This window comes from Streptomyces sp. NPDC059009, from assembly GCF_042740175.1.
Classification (GTDB): domain Bacteria; phylum Actinomycetota; class Actinomycetes; order Streptomycetales; family Streptomycetaceae; genus Streptomyces.
This window is the reverse complement of record NZ_JBHYJB010000010.1, coordinates 65,003-91,224: the sequence shown is the minus strand read 5'-3', so window position 1 is coordinate 91,224 and position 26,222 is coordinate 65,003. Positions and strand designations below refer to the sequence as shown.

General features: G+C 72.0%; 21 protein-coding genes and 1 pseudogene (1 of these 22 cut by a window edge). 14 read left to right on the top strand and 8 right to left on the bottom strand.

The genetic code is table 11. The annotated features are described in order from the left end of the window. A pseudogene (locus ACFWYM_RS12340) lies at positions 1 to 1,295 on the top strand (PIG-L family deacetylase); it begins 1,057 nt to the left of the window's first position. Next, positions 1,292 to 2,338 carry an acyltransferase family protein gene (locus ACFWYM_RS12335; RefSeq protein ID WP_384834175.1) on the top strand — a complete coding sequence of 349 codons (1,047 nt, stop codon included), beginning with the start codon at positions 1,292 to 1,294 and terminating at the stop codon, positions 2,336 to 2,338. The pseudogene ACFWYM_RS12340 and the gene ACFWYM_RS12335 overlap by 4 nt, the downstream one beginning before the upstream one ends. 58 nt (positions 2,339 to 2,396) lie before the next feature. On the opposite strand, the gene ACFWYM_RS12330 is transcribed toward ACFWYM_RS12335, so the two are convergent. Next, entirely contained in the window at positions 2,397 to 3,101 is a 705-nt protein-coding gene (locus ACFWYM_RS12330) for a response regulator (protein WP_384834678.1), read from the bottom strand. Between the two features lie 50 nt (positions 3,102 to 3,151). Then, a complete protein-coding gene (locus tag ACFWYM_RS12325) occupies positions 3,152 to 4,447 on the bottom strand; it encodes a sensor histidine kinase (RefSeq protein WP_384834173.1) in 1,296 nt (431 codons plus the stop codon). Positions 4,448 to 4,667: 220 nt separating this feature from the next. On the opposite strand from ACFWYM_RS12325, the gene ACFWYM_RS12320 reads away from it, so the two are divergent. The 4 genes from ACFWYM_RS12320 to ACFWYM_RS12305 all read left to right on the top strand — a co-directional run bounded on the left by ACFWYM_RS12320 (position 4,668) and on the right by ACFWYM_RS12305 (position 10,492). Continuing rightward, positions 4,668 to 5,360, top strand: coding sequence for an ABC transporter ATP-binding protein (locus ACFWYM_RS12320; protein WP_384834170.1), 693 nt, complete (start codon positions 4,668 to 4,670; stop codon positions 5,358 to 5,360). Then, a complete protein-coding gene (locus tag ACFWYM_RS12315) occupies positions 5,357 to 7,777 on the top strand; it encodes an FtsX-like permease family protein (RefSeq protein WP_384834167.1) in 2,421 nt (806 codons plus the stop codon). Before ACFWYM_RS12320 ends, ACFWYM_RS12315 begins: the two co-directional genes overlap by 4 nt. A gap of 272 nt (positions 7,778 to 8,049) precedes the next feature. Further along, positions 8,050 to 9,348: an MFS transporter gene (locus ACFWYM_RS12310; protein ID WP_384834164.1), complete on the top strand. Its 1,299-nt coding sequence runs from the start codon at positions 8,050 to 8,052 to the stop codon at positions 9,346 to 9,348. Between the two features lie 121 nt (positions 9,349 to 9,469). Then, on the top strand, positions 9,470 to 10,492 hold the full coding sequence (locus tag ACFWYM_RS12305; RefSeq protein WP_384834161.1) for a winged helix-turn-helix domain-containing protein: 1,023 nt from the start codon (positions 9,470 to 9,472) through the stop codon (positions 10,490 to 10,492). 91 nt (positions 10,493 to 10,583) lie between these two features. Here the strand turns inward: ACFWYM_RS12305 and ACFWYM_RS12300 are convergent, their stop codons facing one another. Further along, a complete protein-coding gene (locus ACFWYM_RS12300; protein WP_384834158.1) occupies positions 10,584 to 11,456 on the bottom strand; it encodes an aldo/keto reductase in 873 nt (290 codons plus the stop codon). A gap of 212 nt (positions 11,457 to 11,668) precedes the next feature. Between ACFWYM_RS12300 and ACFWYM_RS12295 the strand changes: the two genes are divergently transcribed. After that, positions 11,669 to 12,319, top strand: a complete 651-nt coding sequence (locus ACFWYM_RS12295; RefSeq protein WP_384834155.1) for a DedA family protein — start codon at positions 11,669 to 11,671, stop codon at positions 12,317 to 12,319. Positions 12,320 to 12,380: 61 nt separating this feature from the next. Here ACFWYM_RS12295 and ACFWYM_RS12290 read toward each other — a convergent pair whose 3' ends face one another. Continuing rightward, a complete protein-coding gene (locus ACFWYM_RS12290) occupies positions 12,381 to 13,082 on the bottom strand; it encodes an NAD(P)-dependent oxidoreductase (RefSeq protein WP_384834151.1) in 702 nt (233 codons plus the stop codon). Positions 13,083 to 13,228: 146 nt separating this feature from the next. On the opposite strand from ACFWYM_RS12290, the gene ACFWYM_RS12285 reads away from it, so the two are divergent. From ACFWYM_RS12285 to ACFWYM_RS12275, 3 genes are all read left to right on the top strand, one after another. Then, positions 13,229 to 13,954 (top strand): TetR/AcrR family transcriptional regulator, encoded by a 726-nt coding sequence (locus ACFWYM_RS12285; RefSeq protein ID WP_384834148.1) that lies wholly within the window; start codon positions 13,229 to 13,231, stop codon positions 13,952 to 13,954. Positions 13,955 to 14,094: 140 nt separating this feature from the next. Then, positions 14,095 to 15,258: a serine hydrolase domain-containing protein gene (locus tag ACFWYM_RS12280; protein WP_384834145.1), complete on the top strand. Its 1,164-nt coding sequence runs from the start codon at positions 14,095 to 14,097 to the stop codon at positions 15,256 to 15,258. A gap of 105 nt (positions 15,259 to 15,363) precedes the next feature. Further along, on the top strand, positions 15,364 to 15,954 hold the full coding sequence (locus tag ACFWYM_RS12275; protein WP_384834142.1) for a carboxymuconolactone decarboxylase family protein: 591 nt from the start codon (positions 15,364 to 15,366) through the stop codon (positions 15,952 to 15,954). Positions 15,955 to 16,137: 183 nt separating this feature from the next. On the opposite strand, the gene ACFWYM_RS12270 is transcribed toward ACFWYM_RS12275, so the two are convergent. Both ACFWYM_RS12270 and ACFWYM_RS12265 read right to left on the bottom strand, forming a co-directional pair. Then, positions 16,138 to 17,610 (bottom strand): MFS transporter, encoded by a 1,473-nt coding sequence (locus tag ACFWYM_RS12270; RefSeq protein ID WP_384834140.1) that lies wholly within the window; start codon positions 17,608 to 17,610, stop codon positions 16,138 to 16,140. Between the two features lie 115 nt (positions 17,611 to 17,725). Beyond that, positions 17,726 to 18,406, bottom strand: a complete 681-nt coding sequence (locus tag ACFWYM_RS12265; RefSeq protein ID WP_384834137.1) for a TetR/AcrR family transcriptional regulator — start codon at positions 18,404 to 18,406, stop codon at positions 17,726 to 17,728. A gap of 141 nt (positions 18,407 to 18,547) precedes the next feature. On the opposite strand from ACFWYM_RS12265, the gene ACFWYM_RS12260 reads away from it, so the two are divergent. Continuing rightward, entirely contained in the window at positions 18,548 to 20,023 is a 1,476-nt protein-coding gene (locus ACFWYM_RS12260; RefSeq protein ID WP_384834134.1) for a S41 family peptidase, read from the top strand. Positions 20,024 to 20,084: 61 nt separating this feature from the next. Here the strand turns inward: ACFWYM_RS12260 and ACFWYM_RS12255 are convergent, their stop codons facing one another. Beyond that, the gene (locus ACFWYM_RS12255; protein ID WP_384834132.1) at positions 20,085 to 21,551 is read right to left on the bottom strand and encodes an MFS transporter; all 1,467 of its coding nucleotides are present in this window, start codon (positions 21,549 to 21,551) and stop codon (positions 20,085 to 20,087) included. A 215-nt stretch (positions 21,552 to 21,766) separates the two neighbouring features. Between ACFWYM_RS12255 and ACFWYM_RS12250 the strand changes: the two genes are divergently transcribed. Then, positions 21,767 to 23,350 (top strand): MFS transporter, encoded by a 1,584-nt coding sequence (locus tag ACFWYM_RS12250; protein ID WP_384834129.1) that lies wholly within the window; start codon positions 21,767 to 21,769, stop codon positions 23,348 to 23,350. 141 nt (positions 23,351 to 23,491) lie between these two features. Here ACFWYM_RS12250 and ACFWYM_RS12245 read toward each other — a convergent pair whose 3' ends face one another. Further along, complete coding sequence (locus tag ACFWYM_RS12245) at positions 23,492 to 24,730, bottom strand: cytochrome P450 (protein WP_384834126.1); 1,239 nt, start codon at positions 24,728 to 24,730, stop codon at positions 23,492 to 23,494. A gap of 294 nt (positions 24,731 to 25,024) precedes the next feature. Here ACFWYM_RS12245 and ACFWYM_RS12240 point away from each other — a divergent pair, with 294 nt between their 5' ends. Both ACFWYM_RS12240 and ACFWYM_RS12235 read left to right on the top strand, forming a co-directional pair. Next, on the top strand, positions 25,025 to 25,168 hold the full coding sequence (locus tag ACFWYM_RS12240) for a hypothetical protein (protein ID WP_384834123.1): 144 nt from the start codon (positions 25,025 to 25,027) through the stop codon (positions 25,166 to 25,168). A 227-nt stretch (positions 25,169 to 25,395) separates the two neighbouring features. Continuing rightward, on the top strand, positions 25,396 to 26,208 hold the full coding sequence (locus tag ACFWYM_RS12235; RefSeq protein WP_384834120.1) for a SagB/ThcOx family dehydrogenase: 813 nt from the start codon (positions 25,396 to 25,398) through the stop codon (positions 26,206 to 26,208). The last annotated feature ends 14 nt before the right edge of the window (positions 26,209 to 26,222 follow it).

The following is a 26,222-nucleotide window of genomic DNA, read 5'->3' as shown; positions in this document are numbered from 1 at the left end:
TTTTTTTTTGTTTTCTTCTCCCCCGCCCCCGCCCTTCTGTTTATTTGGCGGGCTGGGCGCGCCCGCGCCTCTGCGGCGGGGTGGGGGGGGGCGCCCCCCCCCCCCCGCCCCCCCCACGACCGAAACACCGCTGGTCGCACAGCATCCATCACGCCGGTGACACCGGCGCCAACTGGTTGCTGGCCGGCAGGGGAGACAGTCTCCGGGCCTACGCCGTGCTTGACGGCCGCATCGCGCAGTGGCACCGTCCGGCCGGCAGCCACGGGCCGGAGAGGAACGTGCGATGGAGGGGACCCGCGTTCCTCACCGAGACCGGCATCGACGCAGGCATCCAGGCCGTGAGGCTCCCCCACGGACAGATCGCCGTCTTCGGCACCCGCACCCTCTTCGGTACCTGCCCCGCTGACTATCGCAGGGAGGTGGGTTTCACCGTCCAGCGGGAGCAGGACGGCTCCTTCGCGCCCTGGCGATCCCTGGGCTCCCCGGAGTTCTCCGACGACGTCGGCACGTCCGACATCAGTTCCCCTGCGGTGTCGGTGAGCGACGACGGCACGGTGACGGTGTTCCTGCGCGACAGCCGCCACCAGCTGACCTCGTGCACCCGACTGCCGGACGGGACCTGGACTGCCTGGCGCGAGCTGGGCGGCCGTGCGGTTCACGGTGATCCGGTCACCGGCACGGACGGCGCGGGCTGCACCTATGTGCTGGCCGCCACGCCGCACACGGTGCTGGCCTGGGTCCAGGACCGCACCGGCGCATCCGTCCGCGGCCCGCTGGCCACCGGACTGCCGCCCACCACCTTGCCGTTGACCGTCCGGCAGGATCGCGACGGCGTCCGGATCTTCTTCCGCGAACCCGGTTCCGGGAACGTAAGGACCGCTCGCCTCCAGGCAGACCGCCTCGTGCCCGCGTCACGATGCGGGTACCGGAGTCCGCGGACCCGCAGCCCGTCCGCCGAAGTGAACGAGCTGGGAGGGACAGGGGGGTACGGCCCGGTGAGCGTCGTCTCCGACGGAGGGGGCCGCCTGCTGCTCGCAGCCCGGTCCGCAGCGGGAGACCTCGCCACGGCGTGGAGCACATCCGACTCCGCGAAAGACCGGCCGAGATGGAGCCGTACCGGCATCCCTCTTGCCGGGTCGCCCTCGAGCGCCCCCTTGGCGTCCGGCGGTGTCGCACTCACGATGCTCGGTCTCGACGGCCGTCTGTACTGGACCCGGGCCACGCGTGAGGGAAGTCGTCTCGCCCCCTGGCAGGCAGCGGAGTCCACTGCGCCTTCGGCCGAGTTGAGGGCGTGACACGGTTGACCCACTCCGATGCGCGCGACCCGTTCTTCGACAACGCGAAGTTCCTCCTCATCGTCCTGGTTGCCCTCGGGCACTTCTGGGAGCAGATCATCGGCGGAGCCCCTGCGCTTCGAGCCGTCCACACCGTGGTGTACGCGTTCCACATGCCGGCGTTCGCCCTGCTCTGCGGCTACTTCTCGCAACGCTTCTCGACCGGCCCCGCCCAGATGCGTCGCATGACCGAGACGGTGGTGATCCCCTATCTCATCTTCGAAACGCTGTACTCCGCCACATACAGCGCTGAACGGGGCTACCCCTTCGCCATCACCCCCACCGAGCCCACCTACCTCTGCTGGTTCCTCATCGCGCTCTTCCTCTGGCGTCTGAGCACGCCCCTGTGGCAGGCGATCCGCCACCCCGTCGCCGTCGCCGTGCTGATCTCACTCACCGCCGGAATCACCACGATGAGTTACGACCTGGCGCTTCCCCGCGTGCTCATGTTCCTGCCCTGGTTCGTTCTCGGGCTGCGCCTGCACGCCCGGCACTTCACCTTGCTGCGCACCGCGGCAGCCCGCCCCGTGGCCGTCGCGGTGCTGTTCCTGGCCGGGGCCGGGGCGTACCTGCTGGCTCCCGGTCCTGATGACCACTGGCTGTCCATGGACGTCTCCTACCACGAACTCGGCGTGGGCTGGCAGGAGTACCTGCTCCTGCGAGTCGGCATCTTCGCGCTGAGTGCGGTGCTGGTCGCCGCGTTCTTCGCCTGCGTGCCTCGGCGTCGCACGTCGTTCACCGCACTGGGCGCCGCCACCATGTACCCCTATCTCCTGCACGGCTTGCTGGTTCGTGCGGCCGAGGCTGCCGGGCTGTACCCGAGCCTGCAGGCACTCGGGCTGACGGGGCAGGTCCTCCTGTCCGTGGTCGTCGTCGTGCTGGTGGTCGTGTTGTCGTCCGCGCCCGTACGACGCCTGTTCAGACCCCTCGTCGAACCGCGCCTGCCCTTCCTGTTCACCCCCAGATCGTCTACTCAGGTCACGGACGCGGTGCGCCAGAAGTGAGGGTGCCTGCAGGGCCGGCTGTTGATCAGCCGTCAGGCCCCCGGCCCGGGGGCAGCCGTCAGGCCCCCCGGCCCGGGGCGATCAGGCCCGACTCGTAGGCGAGGACGACCGCTTGGACCCGGTCGCGCAGGTCCAGCTTCGACAGGATGCGGCCGACGTGGCTCTTGACCGTGGTCGGGCTCAGGGACAGGTGCGAGGCGAGTTCGGCGTTGCTGAGGCCCGTTGCGAGCAGGCGGAGGACTTCGAGTTCGCGTGGGGTCAGGCCGGAGAGGTCGCGGTGCGGAGCGATGGTCCGCGGTTCTTCGTGGGGGGCGAAGCGCTCGATCAGCCGGCGGGTGATCGTGGGCGCGAGGAGCGCGTCGCCGGACCGCACCAGGCGCAAGGCGGAGACCAGGTGTTCGGGGGTGACGTCCTTGAGCAGAAAGCCGCTGGCGCCGGCCGTGAGCGCGGCGTACACGTAGTGGTCGAGGTCGTAGGTGGTGAGCATGATGACCCGGGTCTCCTGCGGGCCGTCGCTCCCGAGGATGCGCCGGGTGGCCTCGATGCCGTCCATCTCCGGCATCCGGATGTCCATGAGGACGACGTCGGGCCGCGTGCGGCGGACCGCTGCGACGGCCTCGGCACCGTCGGCCGCCTCGGCCGTCACCTCGATGCCGTCCGCGGCCAGGATCATCTTGAAGCCGGTGCGCACGAGAGCCTGGTCGTCGGCGATGACGGCGCGCAGCGGTTGCCGGGTTGCTGTCGTTCGGTGCTCCGCTGTCATGCCGTGCTCCCCGGTCATGCCGTGCTCCCCGGTCATTCCGCGCTCCCCGGTCATTCCGCGCTCCGCGGGATGCGTGCCGAGACCCGGTAGCCGCCGGTTCGCGTCGGCCCGGCCGTCAACTCGCCGTTGTAGACAGCCAGTCGCTCGCGCAGCCCCAGGTGGCCGCGGCCGTTGCTCTCCACCGGTGGGGAGCCCTGCGCGCCACCGCTGTCCGTGACCTCGATCTCCAGGAAGTCGTCGGTGTGACCGATGGAGACGGACGCCTCCGCGCCCTGTGCGTGTTTCATCGTGTTGGTCAGCGCCTCCTGCACGACGCGGTACGCCGCGAGGTCCACCCCCGGGGGCAGCGGCTCCGGCGGCAGTGACATCCGGGCGCTCACGGGCGTCCCGGCGGCGCGTACCCGTGCGACCAGCGCATCGAGCCGGGCGAGCCCGGGCTGGGGCTCCAGGCCGTCGGGCTTCTCATGGTCCGGGACCGTCAACAGGCCCATCACATGGCGGAGTTCGGCCATGGCGGCCCGGCCGCCCGCCTCGACAGCCAGCAGCGCCTCTTTGGACTGCTCGGGCACCACGTCCATCACCTTGCGGGCCGCGCCGGCCTGGATCACCATCACGCTCACATTGTGGGTCACGACGTCGTGCAGTTCGGCGGCGATACGGGCACGCTCCTCCTCGACGGCCCGGCGCATGGCCTCCTCCTGAGCCTCCTGCAGCTCGGCGACCCGCTCCCGGCTGGACGCGAGCCGCAGCTGCAGGAAGCGGACGAGGCTGGCCAGCATCCCGGCCACCAGCAGCACGAACCCCGGGCTCGACCACCCCGGGACCAGGGGGTCCGCGTTGCGGAAGGCGAGACCGGACAGCGCGGCGGCGATCACCAGGACGGCGATCGCCATGATCCGGAACCGGCTGTGCACGATGGCGCTGTAGGCGCCGACGACACAGGCCAGGACGGTGATCCAGGAGACGGAACCGCCGATGGCCAGGGCCGCGGCGAGGACCGTCACGAACACGGCCAGCGGATACCGGCGCCGAAGGGCCAGCGGCAGCGTCGACAGGACGACCAGGGCCCAGGGCACGGGGGGAAGGTCTTCCTCCACGGGTGCCTGGGCCGGGCCGGGCGGCGGCGGAGCCGGGACCCCGGTCCCGACGTCGACCGCGGGGGGACTGATGTCCACCGGCCCGTCGCCGGGGTAGCGCACCGCGACGAACAGGGCGACGGCGGTCAGTACGACCGCCAGCACCACGTCGACGCGCACCGCTCGCCCGGAAAGCGGCGCGCCCTTCGCCTCGGGGCGCAACGCGTCCATGAGCTGCTGACGCCGGCCGCGCCCGGCTTCCGTCTCCATCCGGACATTGTGTGTGCTCCGTGCCCGGCCCGCGTCCGCCTTTCTGACCAGGGCGTCGTCCCGGAGGACTCCTCCTCGGGTAGGGCCCTGCGGACGGCTCGTCCGCGGGGAGGGCGAGATGTCGGTTCCGCGGCCGACGCGCGCCACGGGCGGCCGCTTCTAGGTTCACGGGGTCGGCAACGGCAGGTGCCTCTCGCGACCGTAAGGACGGACGACCCGCATGAATCACGTGATCGAACTGGAGCGTGTGGCGAAGCGCTACGACAGCTCCGGCGCACCGGCGCTCGGACCGCTCACCCTCAGGGTCGCCAGGGGCGAGGCCCTCGCCGTGACGGGCCCTTCCGGCAGCGGGAAGTCCACGCTGCTGAACCTCGTCGCGGGCCTGGACAAGCCGACCGACGGCGCCGTGGTCGTGGCCGGGCGGCGGATCGACCGGCTGAGCGAGCACGCCCTCGCCACCTTCCGTCGCGAACACATCGGCATGGCCTTCCAGTTCTTCAATCTCCTCGACGACCTCACCGTCACCGACAACATCCAGCTCCCGGCGCAGCTGACCGGGAGCAGCCGGCGCGCTGCCGCGGCCCGCGCGGGTGAGCTCATGGAGATGCTGGGCATCCAGCAGCACGCCCGCGCCTACCCGGGCCGGCTCTCCGGAGGCGAACGCCAACGAGTCGGTGTCGCCCGGGCGTTGGTCAACCGTCCCGCGCTGCTGCTCGCCGACGAGCCCACCGGTGCGCTGGACACCGCCTCGGGCCAGGGCGTCCGCGAACTGCTGCTGGATCTGCACCGCGGCGGCCAGACCATCGTGCTGGTGACGCACGACCTGGCGCTGGCACAGGCGTGCGCGAGCCGCACCCTGCACCTGGTCGACGGTCGTCCCGCCCGCGACACGTACGCGCAGGCCGGCCGGTGACCCTGTTCGGTGGCGGTGCGCTGGGGCGGGTCGTGCGCTCCGGGGTGGGCCGGCGGCGGGTGCAGACCGTGGTGATCGCCGTGGCCACGATGATGGCCGTGGCCTCGGCCGTGGTCGCCGGGGCGCTGATGGTCGCCGCGGCCGCGCCCTTCGACCACGCCTTCGAGAAGCAGCAAGGTCCGCACATCACCGCACAGTTCGACCCGGCCAAGGCGAGTGCGGCGCGGCTGGCGCGGACCGGGAAGCTGGACGGCGTCACCGAGAGCGCGGGACCGTACCCCGCCACGGCGTTCCGCCCGGTGGACCGGTCGGGCTTCCGGCTGCCGGCGCTGACCGTGGTCGGGCGGTCCGGTCCGGACGGTGACGTGGACCGCGTGGAACTGAAGTCCGGCCGGTGGGTGCGGAAGCCGGGCGAGATCGTGCTCAGCCCGTCGTTCGAGGGGCCGGGCGTCGAGGTCGGCTCCACCCTCAGGACGTCGGGCTCCGCGAATGCCCCGGCCCTCACGGTCGTCGGCTTCGCCGTGTCGGCCGGCCGGAGCGCCGACTCCTGGGCGACCCCGGCGCAGGTCGACGCGCTGGTGTCGCGGGGCAACCCCGGCACGCGCCAGATGCTCTACCGCTTCGACTCCGCCGGCACGAAGGAGCAGATCCTCGCCGGCCGCGCGAAGCTCACCGCCGCTGTGGGGCCCGGGGCGCTCCTCGGCACACAGTCCTGGCTGGACACCAAGCGCGCCGCGGATCAGGGTGCGGCGGCCACCGTCCCGTTCGTGACGGCTTTCGGCGTGCTCGGCATCGTGATGTCGGTGGTCATCGTCGGCAGCGTGATCAGCGGTGCGGTCGGCACCAGCCTGCGCAGGATCGGCATCCTCAAGGCCATCGGCTTCACCCCGCGCGAGGTCGTCCGCGCCTACATGGCCCAGGCGCTGATCCCGGCCTCCGTCGGCACGGTCGTGGGGGTCCCGCTGGGCAACCTCCTGGCGATGCCGATGCTGGCTGACTCCGAGTCGGTGTACGGCTCCGTCTCGCTCACGGTGGCCTGGTGGGTGGACGTCGCGGTGCCGGCCGCCACCCTGCTCGTCGTGGGGCTCGCGGCGCTGATTCCCGCACGGCGGGCCGGAAAGCTGCACACCGTCGAGGCCATCGCGGTCGGCCGGGCACCGCGCACGGGGCGCGGGCAGTGGGCGCACCGGGCGCTGGGGCGGCTGCCGCTGCCGCGGCCGGTGACCTATGGCCTCGCCACCCCCTTCACGCATCCGGTCCGTGCCCTCGCGATGCTGCTCGCGGTGGCGTTCGGCACGGTCGCGGTGACCTTCGCGGTGGGACTGACCTCGTCCCTGGGCGCGGTCGGTTCTTCACAGGATCCCGAGAGCCGTGCCGCCGTCACGGTCACGACGGTCGGACTGAACGACGTCGCGCCCCCGCCCGCGCCGCCTCCTGCCGGGAGCGGCGAAGTAAGCCCGACTCCCGTGCACGGCAGCGGGACCGGCACGTCCGGGCCGAAGGCCGCCGACCCGGCGAAGGTGCGGTCCGCCATCACGTCCCGGACCGGCTCGGCGTCGTACTACGGCAAGCTCCGGACCGAGGTCGCCGTGGCCGGGGTCTCCGGCTCGGTCCGGGCCAGCCTCTACGAAGGCGATGCGCGCGACGGCAGTTACGCGATGCTGTCCGGGCACTGGATCACCGGCAAGGGACAAGTCGTGGTGCCCACGCGCTTCCTGGAGCGGACCAGCACCGAGGTCGGTGACACCGTGCGGCTGACCTACGAGAAGCAGAGCGCCGACCTGCGGATCGTGGGTGAGTCCTTCGACACCTCGGGCAACGAGCCGGAGATCCACGCGGACCTGGCCAACTTTCCCTCGGCCGAGCCCAGTTCTTTCTTCGTCGAGCTGAAGCCCGGCGTCCCGGCTGACGAGTACGCCCACCAACTCGCGGCGGCGGTACGGCCGCTGGGCGGCGACGCGACGGCCGTCCCCCCGGCGGAGCGCAAGGGGGTCATCCTCATCATGGACGCGATGGCGGTGCTGCTCACCCTCCTGCTGGTCTGCGTGGCCGGACTCGGCATACTCAACTCCGTCGTCCTCGACACCCGGGAGCGCGTCCACGACCTGGGTGTCTGCAAGGCGATCGGCATGACACCCCGGCAGACCGTGAGCCTCGTGCTCGCCTCGGTGGCCGCGCTCGGTGTGCTCGGCGGGCTGCTGGGCGTGCCGGTGGGGTACGTGCTGCACGGCCTCGTCCTGCCGGAGATGGGGCGCGCCGTGGGCACCCGCATGCCGTCGGCGGTCATCGATGTGTACACGCCGACGCAGCTGATCCTGCTGGGTCTTGGCGGCGTCGTGCTCGCGGTGCTGGGCGCGCTGCTTCCGGCCGGGTGGGCGGCCGGGGCCCGTACGGCGACGGCGCTGCGCACCGAGTGACGTCAGGGGGTGGTGAGACGGTGGCGATGCCAGGGGGCGGTGGGACGGTGACGAGGTCGGGCGGGGGTGAGGCGGTGACGATGTCGGGCGGGGGCGAGGCGGTGGAGATCTCAGGGCGGCGTGCGGTCGTGTTGCGGGCATTGAGGCGGTGCCGTGTGGTGAGCGCTGAGACAGCTGCGAACACTGAGAGAGGTGCGGGCGCTGAGACAGCTGCGGGCAACGAGCCAACTGAGTTGCCCGAAGCGCCTGATGGCCGCGACACCGAGCCCATCATGACGCGTGCTCCCGGAGACATGTCCGTCGCGTCGGCGGGCCTGTGGTCCCGTGACTTCTCACTCTTCTTCGCCGCCCGCGGTGTGGCCCGGCTCGGCGACATGATGGCCCCGGTGGCGCTGGCCGCCGGGCTGGTGCTGAGCGGACACGGGGCCGGGGCGGTGGGTGGCGTACTGGCCGCCATGACGGCCTGCTTCGCCGGGTTCGTCGTCTTCGGCGGGGTGATCGCCGACCGGGTGGACAACCGGGTGCTGATGATCTGGGCCGACCTGGTCCGCGTCGCCGTGCAGGCGGTCATGGCCGGGCTGTTCCTCACCGGCCACGTCGTCGTCTGGCAGATCTGTCTGCTGTCCGCCGTCAACGGCATCTGCGCCGCGCTCTTCCAGCCCGGCCTGCCCACCCTCATCCCGCGGATCGCCGCGGATGTGCAGGGCGCGAACGGGGCCATCCGCACCGTCGAGTCCCTGATGACCATGGCGGGGCCCGCGGTGGCCGGTGTGCTGGTGGGGCTCACCGAGCCGGGCGGGGTCTTCGTCGTGTACGCCCTCACGTACCTGATGAGCGCCGTCTGCCTGGCACTGCTGCGCCTGCCGGCACCGGTCCGGTCCGTGGCAGGCAACGGGGAGGGGAAGAAGGGGGCGAGCTCCTTCCGGTCCGATCTGGTGCAGGGATGGCAGGAGTTCCGGTCCCGTACCTGGCTCTGGGGTGTCATCGTGATCTGGATGGTCCTCATGGTCGCGTCGTGGGGGCCGATGATCCCGCTGATCGCGACCGAGGTCGTCTCGGAGCACGGCCCCCGCACGCTGGGCCTGGTCAACTCGGCCTTGGGCGCCGGCATGGCGGCCGGTGCGCTCATCGCCATGCGGGTGCGGCCGGTGCGCCCGCTGCGGGCCGGTTCGGTCGCGCTGCTCCTGTACTGGCTGCAGCCGGCGTCGGTGGCGCTCGGTCTGCCGGTGCCGCTGATCGCCACGGGACTGGCGGCCGCCGGTGCGGCCAACGCCTTTTGGGGAGTGATGTGGACGACCAGCATCCTGACCCAGGTGCCCGCCGAGGTGCGGAGCCGGGTGCATGCCTATGAGGTGGCCGGATCGGTGGCGATGATGCCTGTGGGACAGGCCCTCGCCGGTCCCGCGTCGGAGCTCTTCGGGGTGCGCGAGGTGCTGTGGTTCAACGCGGCGACGGCACTGGTGGTGGCGCTGGCGCTGCTGTGCGTTCCGGCGATCCGCAATCTGCGCAAGGTGGAGGGCCGGGGCGTGTCCGATCGCATTCGGGTACCTCAACTTCGTGGGCGCGCTTGACCGATGAAACGTCACAGAGGCGGGGCAACGCCGCACGGGCGGCTGGTCCAGGGGTCATGATGCGTACCGTGGCAGCCGTGGCAGCGGCGGCCCGGTGGTCGAACACCCCAGGGGGACGGGTATGTTGCGCATCCACTTCACGGAACAGGACCTCGCGAGAGTGCAGTTGGCGAGTGCGCCGGATCCCATGTGGGAGACGGTGCTCGCGCTGTTTCGGCTGGGGCCGGGGTCGCGGGGGCGGGAGGTCTTCCGGCCGTGGCGGGAGGCGGCCCTGCGGCGGCTCGGCGGGAGCGACTGTGCGCTGCGGCGGCAACGGTCCCTGCTGCGCACCATCGTCAGCGACCGGTCCACGTACTTCCCCGACTTCCTGACCCCGGCGATGGAGGTCGTGGACATCTCCCACGGCCTCGCGGCCGTTCAGGACACCTCTCCGCTCCGGCTGAGCCGGGACATGCGGTTCGCGGTCGGCCTCGACCCCGCCCTGCCGCGGTGGTGCCACGAGGCGGCCGACGGTGACCGGGAGCGGCTCGACGACGTCGCGGAGGCGATGCGCGGCATGTACGAGCTCATGGTCGCGCCGGAGTGGGACCGGGTGTCGGCGACCGTGGAGTCCGACCGGTCGCTGCGCAGCCGCGCCCACCTGGAGGCCGGTGTGGACGGACTGCTCAACTCGCTGCGTCCCGCGCTTACTTGGGACTATCCCGAGCTGACCGCGGAGTACCCCGTGCCCTGGGACGTCCACCTCAACGGCCGCGGGCTGCGCCTCATCCCCTCGTACTTCTGCTGGCGGACACCGGTCACGCTGGTGGACCCGATGCTGCCGCCGGTCGTCGTCTATCCCATCGACAGAGGGGTGACGTGGGGGCCCGGCCTCAGCGGCAAGGGCCACCGGGCGGGGCTCTTCGCCCTGTTGACCCGGCGACGGGCGCTGATACTCGAAGCGGCCCGCAGCGGTCCCTCCACCGGGGAGATCGCCCGCCTCCTGCGCATCCCCGCCGCCAGTGCCGAGGCACACCTCAGGGTGCTGCGCGACGCCGGTCTGGTCTGCACGAACCGTCAGGGCCCGCACAGCCACCACACCCTGACGGGCCTCGGCCGCGCCCTGCTCGACAACGAACTGCCCCCGCCGCCGTACCAGCCATGACGGAGGTGACGGAGGTGACGGAGAAGTGCGGCGCCACGGAAGGGGAGTCCCTCGGGAGTCCCTCCGTGGCGCCCCGTGCGCACGCGACGTGTCAGGCGGCCGCCGACAACGCCTCGAACTCGGCGTCCGTGAGCTGGATGTGGGCCGCCGCCGTGTTCTCCTCGAGGTGCGCCACGCTCTTCGTGCCGGGGATCGGGAGCAGGACGGGGGAGCGGCGCAGGAGCCAGGCGAGGGCGAGTTGGGCGGGGCTCGCGCCGTGATCCTTGGCGGCGGCGTCCAACGGGCCGCCGGGGCGGGCGAGTTCGCCGGTCGCCATCGGGAACCACGGGATGAACGCGATGTTCTCGGCCTCCGTGTACGTGAGGAGGTCCTCCGCGGAGCGCTTCGCGAGGTTGTAGTGGTTCTGGACGGACACGATGTCCGCGTACGCGCGGGACTCCTTCAACTGCTCGACCGTGACCTCGGAGAGACCGATGTGGCGGATCTTGCCCTCGTCCTGCAGCAGCTTGAGTTCGCCGAGCTGGTCGGCGAGCGGGACCTGCGGGTCGATGCGGTGCAGCTGGTAGAGGTCGATGCGCTCGACGCCGAGGTGGCGCAGGCTGAGCTCCGTCTGCTGGCGCAAGTACTCGGGGCGGCCCACGGGGCGCCAGTCGTCGGGCCCGGAGCGGGTCAGGCCGCCCTTGGTGGCGATGACGAGGTCGTCCGCGTACGGGTGCAGCGCCTTGCGTATCAACTGCTCGCTGACGATCGGCCCGTACGAGTCGGCGGTGTCGATGAGGTTCACGCCGAGCTCGACGGCGCGGCGCAGCACGCGCACCGCCTCGGCCGGGTCCTCGGGCTCGCCCCAGACGCCGGGCCCGGTCAGCTGCATGGTGCCGTAGCCGAGGCGGCGGACGGGCAGGTCACCGCCGAGATCGAAGGTGCCGGTGGCCTCGGCGGGGCGGGTGGGCGCATCAGTGGTCATCACGGGTGTCCTTCATCGTTCCGCAGGTGGTCGGCTCCGAGGAGCTTACGAAGAGGAGGCTCGTCCGCGCACCGGGTGTTTGACCGCTCGACGCCTACAACGTTTCACCGGGTTTGTCGTTGACCGGGTGTTGAACGGGGCGGACTTCTCCAGAACCATCCCCTCAACGCCCTTCCACCAACGTCGTTCGACCGCTTCGAGAAGGAGCCCTCGTGGAACTCGCCGTCAATGTGCTGGACGCCCAGTCGATGATCACCGCCTTCGGTCTCGCGGGCATCCTGGCGGTCATCTTCGCCGAGACGGGGCTGCTCATCGGCTTCTTCCTGCCCGGTGACTCGCTGCTGTTCCTGGCGGGAGTCGGCGCGTCCGGCGCGGCCGCCGAGGTCTTCGACCGGCCCGGCTTCCATCTCTCGCTGCCCGCGCTGTTGGTGGGGGCGCCGCTGTGCGCGATCGCCGGGGCGCAGGTCGGGCACCTGCTGGGCGCACGGCTCGGCTCGAAGCTGTTCGCCCGCCCGGACTCGCGCCTCTTCAAGGCCGAGTACGTGGCGAAGGCGGAGACCTACTTCACCAAGTACGGCGCCGGGAAGGCCGTCGTCCTCGCCCGGTTCGTGCCCATCGTGCGCACGTTCCTCAACCCGGTCGCCGGGGTGCTCGGCATGCGCGCGGGTGCGTTCCTGCTCTGGAACGTCGTGGGCGGCGTGGTGTGGACGATCGGGATCATCCTGCTCGGCTACCGTCTCGGCGACTCCCTGAAGGGCAGCATCGACACGTATCTGCTGCCCGCCATCGCCCTGATCATCGCGCTGTCGCTGCTGCCGGTGCTGGTGGAGGTCGTCCGGTCGCGGCGTGCGGCCACGCGCTGACGGCCTCAACATGCCTATGAGCAGGGGTGGTTGAGGCCGTGGCGGTGGTAGGCGGGACGGTTCAGTAGCCCACCGTGAACCGCCGCTGCACGAACCGCGGCAGCTCCACCTCGTCGACCAGCGCCACGGCCGCGTCCTCGGCCGAGATGCGGCTGCGCCCCTCCGCGTCGACGACCACCTGATCGCCGCCGATGCGGAAGCGGCCCGTGCGCTCACCGGGCGCGATGTCCTCGGCGGGACTGAAGTACGTCCACAGCCGGTTGGACGTGCGCAGCACATCGAGCGCGTCCCGGTGCCCGCGCACGGCGGCCGCGTACTCCCGCGGCAGGCCCACCGCGTCGAGGGTCTCGTGCAGCAGCGCGTCGTCGTCCGCCCGCGTGACCCCCGGCCTGATCTCCAGGCTGCCCGCGCCGCCGATCACGATCAGCCGCGTCCTGGGGTGGCTCTCCAGCGCCTTCAGCAGGGAGCGCGCGGCGGTGGCGTACAGCGTGGGGTCGGCGATCGAGCGGGCCAGGGTGTCGGCCATGTCCCGGGCGGCGTTGCCGGGCTGGTAGCCGCTGATGAGCACGTCGAGCCCGGGCAGGGCGGCCGCCACAGCGTCCGCGTCGAGCACGTCGACGCTGCGCCAAGTGACGTTCTGCCGAGCCTCGTTGACGCCTTCCGCGGCGCGTGTGAACGCCGTGACGTGATGGCCCCGGCCGAGTGCCTCGGTGACGACGCGGCTGCCGATGGTGCCCGTGGCCCCGATGACTCCTATGTGCATGACTCTCCCCTTGAGTGGATCTGGCCGTGGGCTGATCGGTCCTTGAGCGGTCTGCCCTGGACGCGATCTGCTGCACGGTGTGCCGGGACTATACGGTGTGAAGTTTTCGTACGGCAAGCAGTGAAGTGACGCTGTACAGTGACCGCGTGGTGAGCACCAGGAGTACGCGTACGGGCGGCGGCGGGCGGCGGGAGCGGCTGCGCGCCGAGACGACGGCCGAAATCAAAGAGGTGGCGCTGGAGTTGATGGCCACGGGCGGGCCCGACGCCATCACGCTGCGGGCCATCGCCCGCGAGATGGGCATGACCGCCAACGCCATCTACGGCTACTTCGCCACCCGCGACGACCTGGTCACCACGCTCATCGACGACCTGTACACCGCCCTCGCGGACGCCGTCGACGCCGGCTGGCAGTCCGCGCCCGCCGGGGATCCGGCCGCCCGCATCCAGGCGTGGGCGGACGCCTTCCGCGGCTGGGCGCGCACCCACCCCGAAGGCTTCCGGCTGGTGTACGGCGACCCCGTGCCGGGCTACCGCGCCCCCGAGGGCGGCCCCGCCCCGGACGCCGCCCGCCGGGTCTGCGTCGGTATCACCGCGCTCGCGGCCGCGGCCTGGCCGCATGCCGAACGGCGGTACGCGGACTCCGAGTTCACCTGGTCCGACTTCGACGAGGGCCTGCTCGCCAAGGTCCGCCCCGCCTTCCCGGACCTCCCCCCGGCCGCCGTCGCCCTCGCCCTGCGCATCTGGGGCCGGCTGCACGGACTGGTGTCCCTGGAGGTCTACGGGCACCTCGCCGGCCAGACGCCGAGCCCCGACAAGCTCTTCCGCGAGGAACTCGCCCAACTCATACGGTCTTTGGGCGTCCCCGAGTAGGGTGCCGGGGCGTCCGCGCCGGATCGCCGTGCGGCCGGGCGATGATTTTTGCGCACGACGGGAGTCGACCCCCTCAGCCGCCCACGGACGAAGAAGGTGCCCCGATGCCGCCGAAGACCCCTGTGTCCCCCGTGTCCCCGATGGCTGACGCAGCCGCCGGCCTCGGGGATCTCCTCAAGACCCACGTCGCCGACGGCACCCTGCCCGGCGCGGTCGCCCTCGTGGCGCGCGGCGGCGAGACCGAGGTGGCGGCCGTCGGGTCCGCCGACGTCGCGTCGGGGCGTCCGATGTCCCGGGACTCGCTGTTCCGCATCGCCTCGCTCACCAAGCCCCTGACCGCGGCGGCCGTGATGGCGCTCGTCGACGACGGGCGGATCGCCCTCGGCGACCCGATCGCGCCGTGGCTGCCGGAGCTCGCGGCGCCGATGGTCGTCCGTACGCCGGACGCCCCGGTCGACGACGTGGTCCCCGCCGCCCGGCCCGTCACGGTCGAGGACCTGATGACCTTCCGCGCCGGATGGGGATTCCCGTCCGACTTCTCCTGGCCCGCCGTCGCCCCGGTCCTCGGCATGATCGCGCGGGGCGCCCCGCACGCGCGGGAGTTCGCGTCGGACGAGGAGTGGCTGGCGGAGCTGTCCCGGGTGCCGATGCTGTACCAGCCGGGCGAGGCATGGCTGTACAACACCTGCTCCGACATCCTCGGCACGCTCGTCGCCCGGGTCGGCGGCCGTCCGCTGCCGGAGTTCCTCGCCGAGCGGCTGCTGGTCCCCCTGGGCATGGCCGACACGGGATTCGAGGTGGCGGCGGTGGACCGGGACCGGTTCACCACCGCCTATGAGCGGGACCGGGAGAGCGGTGAACTGGTGGCCTACGACACCCCGGACGGGCTCTGGAGCGGCGCGGTCGGCTTCGCCTCCGGGGCGGGCGGCCTGGTGTCGACCGTCGACGACCTGCACGCCTTCGCCCGGATGATCCTGGCCGGGGGCGAGACCCAGGGCGGGCGGCGGTTGCTGTCGCGGGAGTCGGTGCGGCTCATCACGACGGACCACCTCACGCCGGAGCAGCGCGCGGCGAGCGCGCTCTTCACCGGGAAGCAGGGCTGGGGCTTCGGCGGCACCGTGGACGTCGAGCCGAGCCAGCCGTGGCACGTCGTCGGGCGCTACGGCTGGACCGGCGGCTCCGGCACCACGGCCCACCTCGTCCCGGCCACCGGCGCCGTCACCGTGCTGCTCACGCAGGTGGCGATGACCGGGCCCACGCCGAACCCCTTGATGAGGGAGTTCTGGACGTGCGCGGCCCGCTGATCCCGCCCGCAGCGGCTGAGCTCCAGGATGGCGCTTCGGAAACAGAAGCAGTAGCCTCCCTCCGTATCAGCGCTTCTCAAACAGAAGCGCTCGAAGGGAGGCCGCATGCCCGCCCGGATCCCACCCGTCGCCGCCCCGTACCCTCCTGACGTCGCGTCAGTGCTGCGGCGCATGATGCCGCCCGGCGAGGAGCCCATCGCGCTCTTCCGGACCTATGCGCAGAACCCCGGCCTGACGGAGGCGCTGCACGCCTGGGGCTCGTACCAGCTCACCCGCAGTCTCAGCCTGGGCCTGCGCGACCGGGAGATCGTCATCGACCGCACCTGCGCGCTGTGCGGCTGCGCGTATGAATGGGGTGTGCACGTCCAACGGTTCGCCGGGCGTGCGGAGTTGACCGCCGCGCAGATCGGCTCGCTCACCCACGGCGGTGCCACGGACCCCTGCTGGACGAGCGAGCGTGACCGGCTGCTCATCGAGGCGGCCGACGCGCTGCACGCCGACCACGACATCGACGACGCGCTCTGGGCCCGGCTCGCCGCGGAGTTCACGCCCGAGCAGCTCCTGGATCTGCTGATGCTGTGCGGCTGGTACCACGCGATCAGCTTCACGGCCCGCGCGGCCAGGCTGCCGTCGGAGCCGGGGGCGCCCGGCTTCGCCGACTTCCCCGCTCCCGGCACTGCTCCCGCTGCGGGCTAGGGCCTGTCCGGCGGATCAGGCCGCATGATTCCGAGCTGTGCCGTCCGTCGCTGGTGAGCGGGCTGTGGTGCGTCGAGATGCAAGGCGGAGGAGGGCGACAACGCGGAGCGTTGGCAACCGACGACAACGCCGCAGATCGGCGTGGAACAGCCCGCGACCGCGGCAAGACCCGCCGGACAGGCCCTAGGGCGCCCCCAGCCGTCCGCTGAGCAGGGCCCCCGCTCCCGCGACCACGGCGAGCACCGTGAGCGCAGTCCCCATCGCCGAGGTGAAGGACCCCGAGGACCCAAGAACCGTGCCCGCCACGGCGATTCCCAGTGTGGGCCCGACGTTCATCGCGGTCTGCTGGAGACCGCCCGCCACCCCCGCGTCGGCCACCGGGGCACGGCGTACGACGACCGTGGTCGCCGTGACCATCACGGTGCCGAATCCGGCGCCGAGCAGCAGGAAGCCGCCGCCGATGGCGAGCGGGCCCGAGTCCGGACCGAGCCGCGACAGGGCCAGCACCCCGAGGGTGAGCAGCGCCATCGCGGCGGCCGTGGTGCGCCGGGCGCCGTGGCGGCGCTCCAGCACCGCCGCGAGCAGGGCGGCCGCCACCATCGCCACGGCCAGCGGCAGTGCGCGCAGGCTGCTCTGCAGCGGGTCGAGTCCGAGTACGTCCTGAAGGAAGTACGTCGCCACGTACAGCGCCCCGAACATCGCCGCCGACGCGGTGACCAGGACGGCCAGGGCCGAGGTGAGCGCCGTCGAGCCGGACACGGATGCGGGGACGAGAGGGCTCTCGGTGCGGCGCTCGTGCCGGACGAAGGCGAGGCCCGCGGCGAGGGCAACTCCCGTGCTGAGTACGGGATGTGAGATGAGCGGTGCGTCGGGGAGCCCTACGCAGGCGTGCACGAGACAGCCGAGGGTCAGGGCGAGGAGAGCGGCTCCCGGCAGGTCGAGGCGGTCGCCCCGCGCTTCGCGCACTTCCCGTACTTCCTGTGCTTCGCGCACTTCCCGCGCTTCCCGTACTTCCTGTGCGTCTCGTGCCTCCCTTGCCTCCCGTACGAGGAGGGTCAGCGCGAGCGCGCCGAGGGCGAACGCGGGGACGGCGCTGAGGACGAACGCGGACCGCCAGCCCCAGTGGGTGGTGAGCGCGCCGCCGATGAGCGGACCCGTGGCCGCCGCGAGGCCGATGGCAGCGGTGCGCACGGCGAGCGGCCGGCCGAGCCGGTCGGGCGGGTAGGCGGCGCGGAGCATGCCGAGCGTGGCGGGCTGCAGGAGCGCGCCGAACACGCCCTGGGCGACGCGGAGTCCGATGACCGGGCCGATGCCCGGGGCCACTGCGATCCCGGCCGACGTGACGGCGAAGCCGAGCGTGCCGAGGGCGAAGAGCCGCCGGTGGCCGTAGCGGTCGCCGAGCCGCCCGGCGAAGACGAGGAGGCTCGCCACGGCGATGAGGTAGCCGGTGCTGGTCCACTGGACCTGTGCGAACGAGGCGTCGAGGTCGTGGCGCAGGGCGGGTTGGGCGACGGTGAGGACCGTGCCGTCGAGGGCGACCACCACGGCGCCGGTGACGCTGGCGGTGAGGGTGAGGCGGGGGCTGTGGCCCCGGCCCCGGTCGCTGTGGTGTCGGCCGGTGGTGCGGAGGGTGGCGGTGTGGAGGGGTGGGGTCATCGTGTTTTGGGCTCCGGGGGTGAGGCTGGGCTGGGGTCATGGGCCCCGTTCCGGGTGCCGTGGGTGCCGTGGGTGCCGTGAGCGGTTCGCCGGGTGGCGGTGTGGAGGCGGGACGTCATCGCGCGTGGGGTTCCGGCCCAGGATGTGCGGGGGATTCCGGTCCCAGGTGCGCGTCGAGCGCCGCGCGCAGCAGGGGCTCGACGTCGTCGGCGCCGGTGGCCAGCTGAAGGCTTCCCCAGCCCCACAGTTGAGCGATGCCGTGCAGGTTGGCCCAGAGCGCGCCCGCGATCACGGCTGCCTCGGCGCCGTGCGGGGGCCGGGCCCGGGCGACGAGGTCCACGAAGACGGCGAAGAGCGGCAGGCTGGTGTCCCGCAGCCCCAATTCCTTCGACTCCAGCAGATCGTGACGGAACATCAGCTCGAACATGCCGCGGTTCTCGAGCGCGAAGCGGAGGTAGGTGCGGCTCAGGTCGGCGAGCTGGGCGCGCGGAGCGGGGCTGCTCGTACTGCCGCCTCCCGCGCCCCCGGCCAGCGCCGTCGCCACCTCCTCGGCGAGGTCCGCGAAGCCCTGCCGTGCGATGGCGGACAGCAGGGAGACATGGGTGGGGAAGTGGCGGCGGGGCGCGCCGTGCGAGACGCCCGCCCTGCGGGCGATCTCCCGCAGCGAGAGCGCGGCCACGCCTTCGCGGGCCACGAGGTCGACGCCCGTCTCGACGAGGCGGGCGCGCAGGCCCTGGTCCTGTGCTCCCTGTGCGTCCTGCGTTCCCTGCGCTCCGTGCTCGTTCCGCTGGCTCATAGACACTGTCTACCACTCGCGCGTAGACAGTGTCTACGTCGATGTGTGGTGGGGTCTTCCCCCGTACGGACCGACGGGTCAGCGGGATGTCGCGGCATCGGTCACCGTGACGATCATTGAGACGACGCATCAAGTGGCCGGATGAACCAAGTGGCCGACGGAAAGGGCGAGATCGTGCACCCCGAGAACTCACCGACGCGACGGGCGCGGACGTCCAAGGTGCTCGCCGCCACCGTCCTGCTGACCATGGTGGGCGGCACGGCGACGGCCGCCGCACCCGCTCACGCCGCACGGCCCGGCGCATCGCCCGATGTCCGAGGCGTCTGGCGCGTCCAGGGCGACAGTACGGTCCTGTCCATCGGGCACGGCACCCTGCGCACGTACCAGACCACCGCCGTCAGCTGCCTGCCCGGCGACACCGCGCGCCGCACCGGAGGCGGGGCGGCGGGCACCGTCACGTACGAGGGGGATGAAAACACCTATCAGGTGCGTCCCGGCAAGGGCGGTGCGCGGGCCACGCTGCACTACGAGGGCTCGACCGGCGACCGGACCCTGCGGCGGGTGACGGAACTGCCGCAGCGCTGCGGCGAGTCGGCGCCTCATGGCAAGCGCGCGACCTTCGACGTCTTCTGGCAGACCTTCGCGGAGAACTATCCGTTCTTCCAGGCGAAGAACATCGACTGGCGCGCAGTCCGGGACCGGTACCGGCCCCGGATCCACGAGGGGATGAGCGACGCCCAACTCTTCGCCGTACTGCGGGAGATGATCAGTCCGTTGTACGACGCCCATGTGTCGCTGCGCGCCGGGGACACCGGGAACTTCGGGCAGGGCCGGCCCGGCACGGAGATCCCGTCCGCCGCCCTCGACCAGCGCGCGCGGAGTCACATCGAGCGGATCGACCTCGGCGGCGAGCGGCTGCGCCCCTTCGCGGGCGGCCGCATCGGATACGCCCAACTCCCCGCCGGGCAGGGCTATCTGCGCATCTCCGGCTTCGGTGGCTACACCGACAAGGGGGACGACTACACGGCCGACAGCGCCGCCCTCGACGAGGCGCTGACCGAGGCCGTGCGGTCGGGCCCGCGCGGTCTCGTCCTGGACCTGCGCATCAACGGCGGTGGTTCCGACGCCCTGGCCCTCCAGGTGGCCGGGCGCCTCGCCGACCGGCCGTACTTCGCGTACGCCAAGCGCGTCCGCGACGACCCGGCCGACCCCGCCCACTTCACCCGCCCGCAGCCCGTGCACGTCCACCCCGCTCTCGGCAGGCAGCGGTACCCGGGCCCGCTCGCGGTCCTCACCGGCGGCGAGACGTACAGCGCGGGCGAGACCCTCACACAGGCGCTGATGGACCGCCCGGCCCCGACCGTGCGGATCGGCCGGAACACCCAGGGCGTCTTCTCCGACGTACTGGAGCGCAGGCTCCCCAACGGGTGGACGTTCGGCCTGCCCAACGAGGAGTTCCGCACCGCGACCGGCGAGACCTTCGACGGCGCGGGCATTCCGCCGCACCACCAAACGGGGCTGTTCACGGAGGAGTTGGCGCAGGGGACGCATGACTCGGCCTTCGCGCGCGCCCTCGTGGAGCTCGCCCGGCACCCCGGCCGGTCACAGCCGTCGTAGCGGCGGGAGCGGTCGCAGGCGATCCGTGGTTCACGCCCGCGGGTCACAGGCGATCCGCGGTTCAAGCCCGCTGCCGCGCCTCCGCCCGGAGGTCGAGGACCGCCGCCACCAGCGCCACGACCACGAAGCCCAGCGCCGTGAGCAGGCCCAGCTGCAAGGCGTCCGCCCAGTGGTCGTGGTTGCCGACGTGGGCGAAGAAGACGGCGCCCACCGCCGCGATGCCCGCGGCGGAGCCGATGCGCTGGGAGGTCTGGAGGACGCCGCCCGCCGCGCCCGCGAGGCGCACCGGGACCTCGGAGAGGGTGAGCGTGGTGTTGGGGGAGACCGTGAGGCCCGAGCCGAGTCCCGCCACCAGCAGGGGAAGAGCCGTCGCCCACGCGGCGTGCGGGCCGGGGACGAGACGGACGGCCACGATGGTGCCCGTGAGGCCGAGGGCCACGCCGAGCAGGCCGAAGGTGACCAGCTTGCGGCCGTGCCGGACCACGAGGCGGCCGCCCGCCGCCGCGGCGACCGCGGAGCCGACCGCGAACGGCACGGACGCGCAGCCCGCTTCGAGCGCGCTGTAGCCGAGCCCGTTCTGCAGGAACAGGGTGTAGACGAAGAAGACCGTGGTGAAGCCGGCGAAGTACACCAGGGCGAGGAGCGCACCCAGCGAGAAGGAACGGAGCCGGAAGAGGCGGACGTTGACCAGCGGCGCGTGCTGCCGGTCCGTCTGGCGGCGCTCCCACAGCCAGAAGGCGAGCAGGAGCAGCACGCCCAGCGGGACGAGCGCCCACTTGCCGCGGCCCGGCCACTCCTGCTCCTGCACCAGCGGCAGCATCACCGCGACGACGCCGAGGCCGAGCAGGAGCACGCCGACCGGGTCGAAGCCCTCACCGCCACGGCGCTCGGCGGCCGAGCGGCGGGGGAGCAGGCGCAGGGCTGCGGCGAACGCGGCGGCGCCGATGGGCAGGTTGACGAAGAACACCCAGCGCCAGCCCGAGTCCGTGCCGAACGCCTGGATGAGCAGACCGCCGACCAAGGGGCCCACGGCCGTGGAGATGCCGATGGTGCTGCCGAGCATCCCGAAGGCCCGGGCCCGCTCCGCGCCCTGGAACAGCTGCTGGATCAGGCCGGAGACCTGCGGCGAGACGAACCCGGCCGCCGCGCCCTGGAGGAGGCGGAAGGCCACGAGCCAGCCCGATGAGGGCGCGAGTCCGCAGGCCGCCGAGGCGAGGGTGAACAGGGCGAGGCCGGTGAGGAACGCCGTCCGGCGCCCGCGCAGGTCGCCGAGCCGCCCGGCCGGTACGAGCGCGAGCCCGTACGTGAGCGCGTACCCGGACACCACCCAGGACAGGTCGGCCTGCGAGGCGTGCAGTCCCCGCTCCATCGACGGCAGCGCGACGTTGACGATCGAGGTGTCCAGGAGCGTCATGAACCCGGCGGTCAGACAGACCGCGAGGGCCTTCCAGCGGCGGGCGTCGGCGGTCGCCTCGGGGTCGGGGCCGTGCTCCGTGACGGCGGCTGTCCGAGCCTTGGGGGCGGTCATGGCTCCCAGCCTGGCCGGTGCCCGGGCCCCCGGGGAGATCGCGCGGGCCGTTCGAGTGGCGGGCCGTTCGAGTGGGGGTGCGCTTCAGGTCGTGGCGGGCGGGGCGCTTCACGTCGTGGGGAGCGAGACGCTTCACGTCGCAGACTCACACTGTTAGAGTGGTCTAACAGTGTTAGAGAACGATCTGCGAGACCAACCCGACAGGACGGTGTGCGATGGCGGTGGACACCCCCGCCCGATCCGGCCGGAGCCCGTACCGGACGCTCCCGGCGCTCTGCGTGCCGCTGGCCCTCACGATGCTGCAGAGCACGGTGCTCAGCACCGCGCTGCCCGACATCCAGGACGACCTCAACGGCGGCATCCAGGACATCCAGTGGGTCATCAGCGGCTACTCCCTGGCGTTCGCCGCGCTCATGCTGACCGGCGGCGCCTGCGGTGACCGGTTCGGCCGCAAGCGGACCTTCCTGGCCGGCCTCACGGTCTTCCTCGCGGGCTCGGTCTTCTCCGCGCTCGCCGGATCCGTGTGGGTCCTGGTGGCCGGGCAGGCCGTGCTCGGCGTCGGCGCCGCGCTGCTCATGCCCAACACGCTCTCGATCATCCGGCACGTCTTCACCGACAGCGGCGAGCGCGGCACGGCCATCGGCATCTGGGCCGCCGTCGCGGGCGCGGCCGTCGCCTTCGGCCCGGTGGTCGGCGGGCCGCTGGTGGAGAACTTCGGGTGGGAGGGCATCTTCTGGATGTACGTGCCCATCGCCGTGCTCGGCCTGGTCATGGGCCTGCGGGACGTACCGGAGTCGTCCAACCCCGAACGGCGCCTGGACCTCGCCGGGTTGGTGCTCTCCATCGCCGCCATGTCCGCGATCGTGTACGCCACCATCGAGGGCGGCTCGCGCGGCTGGAGCGACTCGCTCGTCGTCGGCGCGTATGTGGCGGGCGGGGTGCTCCTGGTGGCCTTCCTCCTCACCGAGACGCTGGTGAAGGAGCCGATGCTGGACCTGTCGTTCTTCCGCGACCGGGTCTTCACCGGCTCCGTGCTCGCCGGATTCGTCCTGTACTTCGGTCTGTTCGCGATCACGTACTTCCTGATGCTGTGGCTGCAGACCGTCCTCGGCTGGTCGGCGGTCGGCGCCGGACTCGCGATCCTCCCCGGCATGCTCCTCGCGATGGTCTCGGCGCCGATCGCCGGCTGGATGACCACCCGGGTCGGCGGCGCCGTGCCGCTCGGGCTCGGCATCTTCTTCGCCTCGATGACGATGTTCGGGGCATCCCTGTACGGGACCGGGGCGCGCTACTCCGAGTACTGGTGGGTGGTCCTCCTGGTCGGGCTCGGCATCGGTCTGACCCTCACCCCGATCTCCACCCTCGTGATGATGCGGGTGCCCGCCGCCCGCTCGGGCATGGCGTCCGGCGCGAGCAACGCCACCCGGCAGCTCGGCAGCGTCTTCGGAGTGGCCGTGCTCGGCACGCTGCTCACCACGAAGATGACCGACAGCGTGCGCGACCGGCTCACGGAGGCGCGGGTTCCGGCCCAGGCGCGCGACAGCGTCGTGAAGGCCGTCGAGGCGGGCGGCGCGCAGAGCACGGGCCAGGGCGGCGACCCCCGGATCACCGACATGGTCAACGAGGCGTTCGTGGACGGCCTGCACCTGGCCGAACGGGTCGGCGGCGCCCTGCTGTTGGTCACCGCGGTGATCGCCTACTTCCTCGTCCGCGGCCGGGACCGCACCGACATCGAGGACGAGAAGACGGCGGCGGACGCGACGGCCGCCGCCGAGGTCGCCGCGGGCGACCGCACCTGAGACAGCCGGGCGGGCTCGGATCGGATCCCCCGTCGGCCGAGCCCGTCCGGCGTTCGACGCGTCACTCCCGTCACGGGAGTGACGCGTCTCCCCGCACCGTCACTCCCGCACCGTCACTCCCGCACCGTCACTCCCGCACCGTCACTCCCGTACGAGCACCGGCAGTTCGCACACGCCCCGCATCATCAGGTTGTCCCGCCACCGCAGTTCCTCCGGAGCCCAGGCGAGGCGCAGCTCCGGGTGGCGCGCGAACAGCCGGGCCACTCCGACCCGCCCCTCCATGCGGCCGACCGCGGCCCCCATGCAGTGGTGGATCCCATGGCTGAACGCCAGGTGCTGCTGCGCGGCCGCGCGGGTGCTCTCGAAGCGGTCCGGGGCGAAGCGGTCCGGGTCGGGGAAGCGGCGCGGATCACGGCCGGTCGCCCCGAGCAGCACGAGCACCGGCTCCCCGGCACGCAGTTTCCGTCCGCACAGCTCGACATCGCGCACCGGGAAGCGCCACGTGGGCACCTTCACCGGGCCGTCGACACGCAGCACCTCCTCGATCAGGGGCTCGATCTGTGCGGGATCCCGCTCCAGGGCGGCGCGTTCGTCCGGGTGGGACAGCAGGCGCAGGGTCGCGTTGGTGATGAGGTACGCGCTGGACTCATGGCCCGCGAAGAACAACTGGTAGACGAGTGAGATCAGTTCGTAGTCGTCGAGGTGCTCCTCGTCGTGGGCCGAGACCAGGGCGCTGACCAGGTCGTCGGCGGGCTCCTTGCGGCGGGCGGCGAGCAGCGGGACGAAGTAGCCGGCCATCTCGTCGGCGGCCCGGTCGAAGGACGCGTCGTCCTGGAGCTCGGCGCGCACGAGCAGCGCGCCCCAGTCCTTGAACATCTGCCGGTCGGCCGCGGGGATGCCGATCAGCTCGCAGATCACCTCGACGGCGAGCGGCAGCGCGTACTCCCCGAGGACGTCGAAGTCGGCGCGGCCCGCGAGGGTGTCCAGCTGTGCTTCCGCGAACGCCTCGACGGGGCCCTGGAGTTGGAGCATCCGCCGGGCGGTGAGCGCCCGGGACATCAGCCGGCGCATCCGGGTGTGGTCGGGCGGGTCGACGCTGAGCAGATGACGGCCGAGCAGGGCCGTCTTCTCCTCGGCGCGGCCGACCGCGATGGCCGCGCGCACCGGCTCCTCCGTGCTGGCCGGATCGACGCTGAACAGCGGGTCGGAGAGTACCCATTTCGCCACGTCGTAGCCCGTGATCAGCCAGGGGTTCAGGCCCGGGCGCAGCTGCACGCGGGTCACCGGCTCCGTGCGGTGGAGGTCGGCGTAGCCCGGCCCCGGGTCGGCCATGAATGCGGAATCGAGCAGATCAACCGGAGGTGCGTCTTCGAAGGCCATGGCGTCGTTGGTAACGCATGCCGGGGGCGCCACGCAATAACGGTCCGGTATGACCCGTCAAAAGGCTTCGTCAAGTGGAATATAGCGTGCCGCTTGTTGTCCGTTCGGGCATTTTAAGCTCGTTCGGGGCGGCCTTGCATTGGCTGACAAACACTGTTAGGTTGCGACGCTGTGAGGCTGGAAGTTTCTGCTCAACAGACTCACCGACCTCACCGGGGGTTTCCGGTGAAAGTGGCCGGATGCCCTTCGTGCACATGGAATCCACCCTCCGTATCCCAACACGAGGAGATGGTCATGAAGCTGCAGTCCGAGAAGACGGCGGAGCACCGCAACAGCACCCCGCAGGCCGCTCTTGAGCCGTTCGGCGCAGGTCGTGAAGGTGCCGTTCTGGTTCCTGGCGCCTGTTCCTGCTGCTGCGGAGCCGTTGTCCGCAAGTAACTGATGACGGCCGGCACGCCGCGGGTCACGGGCCCGCGGCGCGCCGGCCCCCTCGTCACTTCTGACAACAATGGTTAAGTCCGCAGCGGCGGGTAAATGCGAGGAGCAATTACATGAGCGATGCGCAGACCCCCGCAGATTCAGGACTTGTGCGGTCCTCGGTTGCCGCGAGTGCCTATCGCACGATGAGTCCACATGTGAACGCTGTAGGTTTGCAAACCCACTCGATGCGTTTTGAAAACCAGTCAGCAGACGGTGCCAAACGCATCGCGGAGGAGTTTCTGCTGGCAACTCGAATGCGGCGCTGGGACCGCGAGGCCCTGCTGTCCATCGGCTATTACTTCTCCGATGTCATGGCGGTCGTCCAGTCCCGCCAGGACCGGCTGCCACGCCAGGGCGCGCCCCGCGTCCCGCTGCCCGAGGGCGCCGACGCCCCGGCCGGGCTCGCCGAGACCGTGCTGCGCCGCCGCAGCGGCCGTGACTTCACCGGCGCCCCGGTCTCCCTCGACGACATCGCCACCGTGCTGCGCTTCGCGGGCGGCGTCACGGCCGAGGCCGACATCGAACTCGCCGACGGCGCCCCGCTGACCATGGGCTTCCGCACGGTGCCCAGCGCGGGCGGCCTCTACCCCGTCGAGCTCTGGCTCGCCGCCCTGAACGTGACCGGCCTCGAGCGGGGGCTGCACCGCTATCTGCCCGTCGAGGACGCCCTCACCGCGCAGGCGGGCCCCGAGACGCTGCCCGAGCTCCTCGCCTCCTTCGACCCGCAGGACGGCTCGATCGACTTCGAGCGGGCGGGCGCCGTGCTCCTGCTGATCGGCAATCCCTGGCGCTCGATGCGCAAGTACGGCCCACGGGGCATGCGTTCGATGTTCCACGAGTCGGGCGGCATCGCCCAGAACACCCATCTGGCCGCCACCGGGCTCGGGCTGCAGAGCGTGGACTTCTCCGGCTTCTACGACGACGAGGCCCACGCCGCCCTCCACCTCGACGGCGTGCACCGCACGCTGCTCCACACCGTGCTGCTGGGCGCGGGCTGACCCCCCGCGCGCCC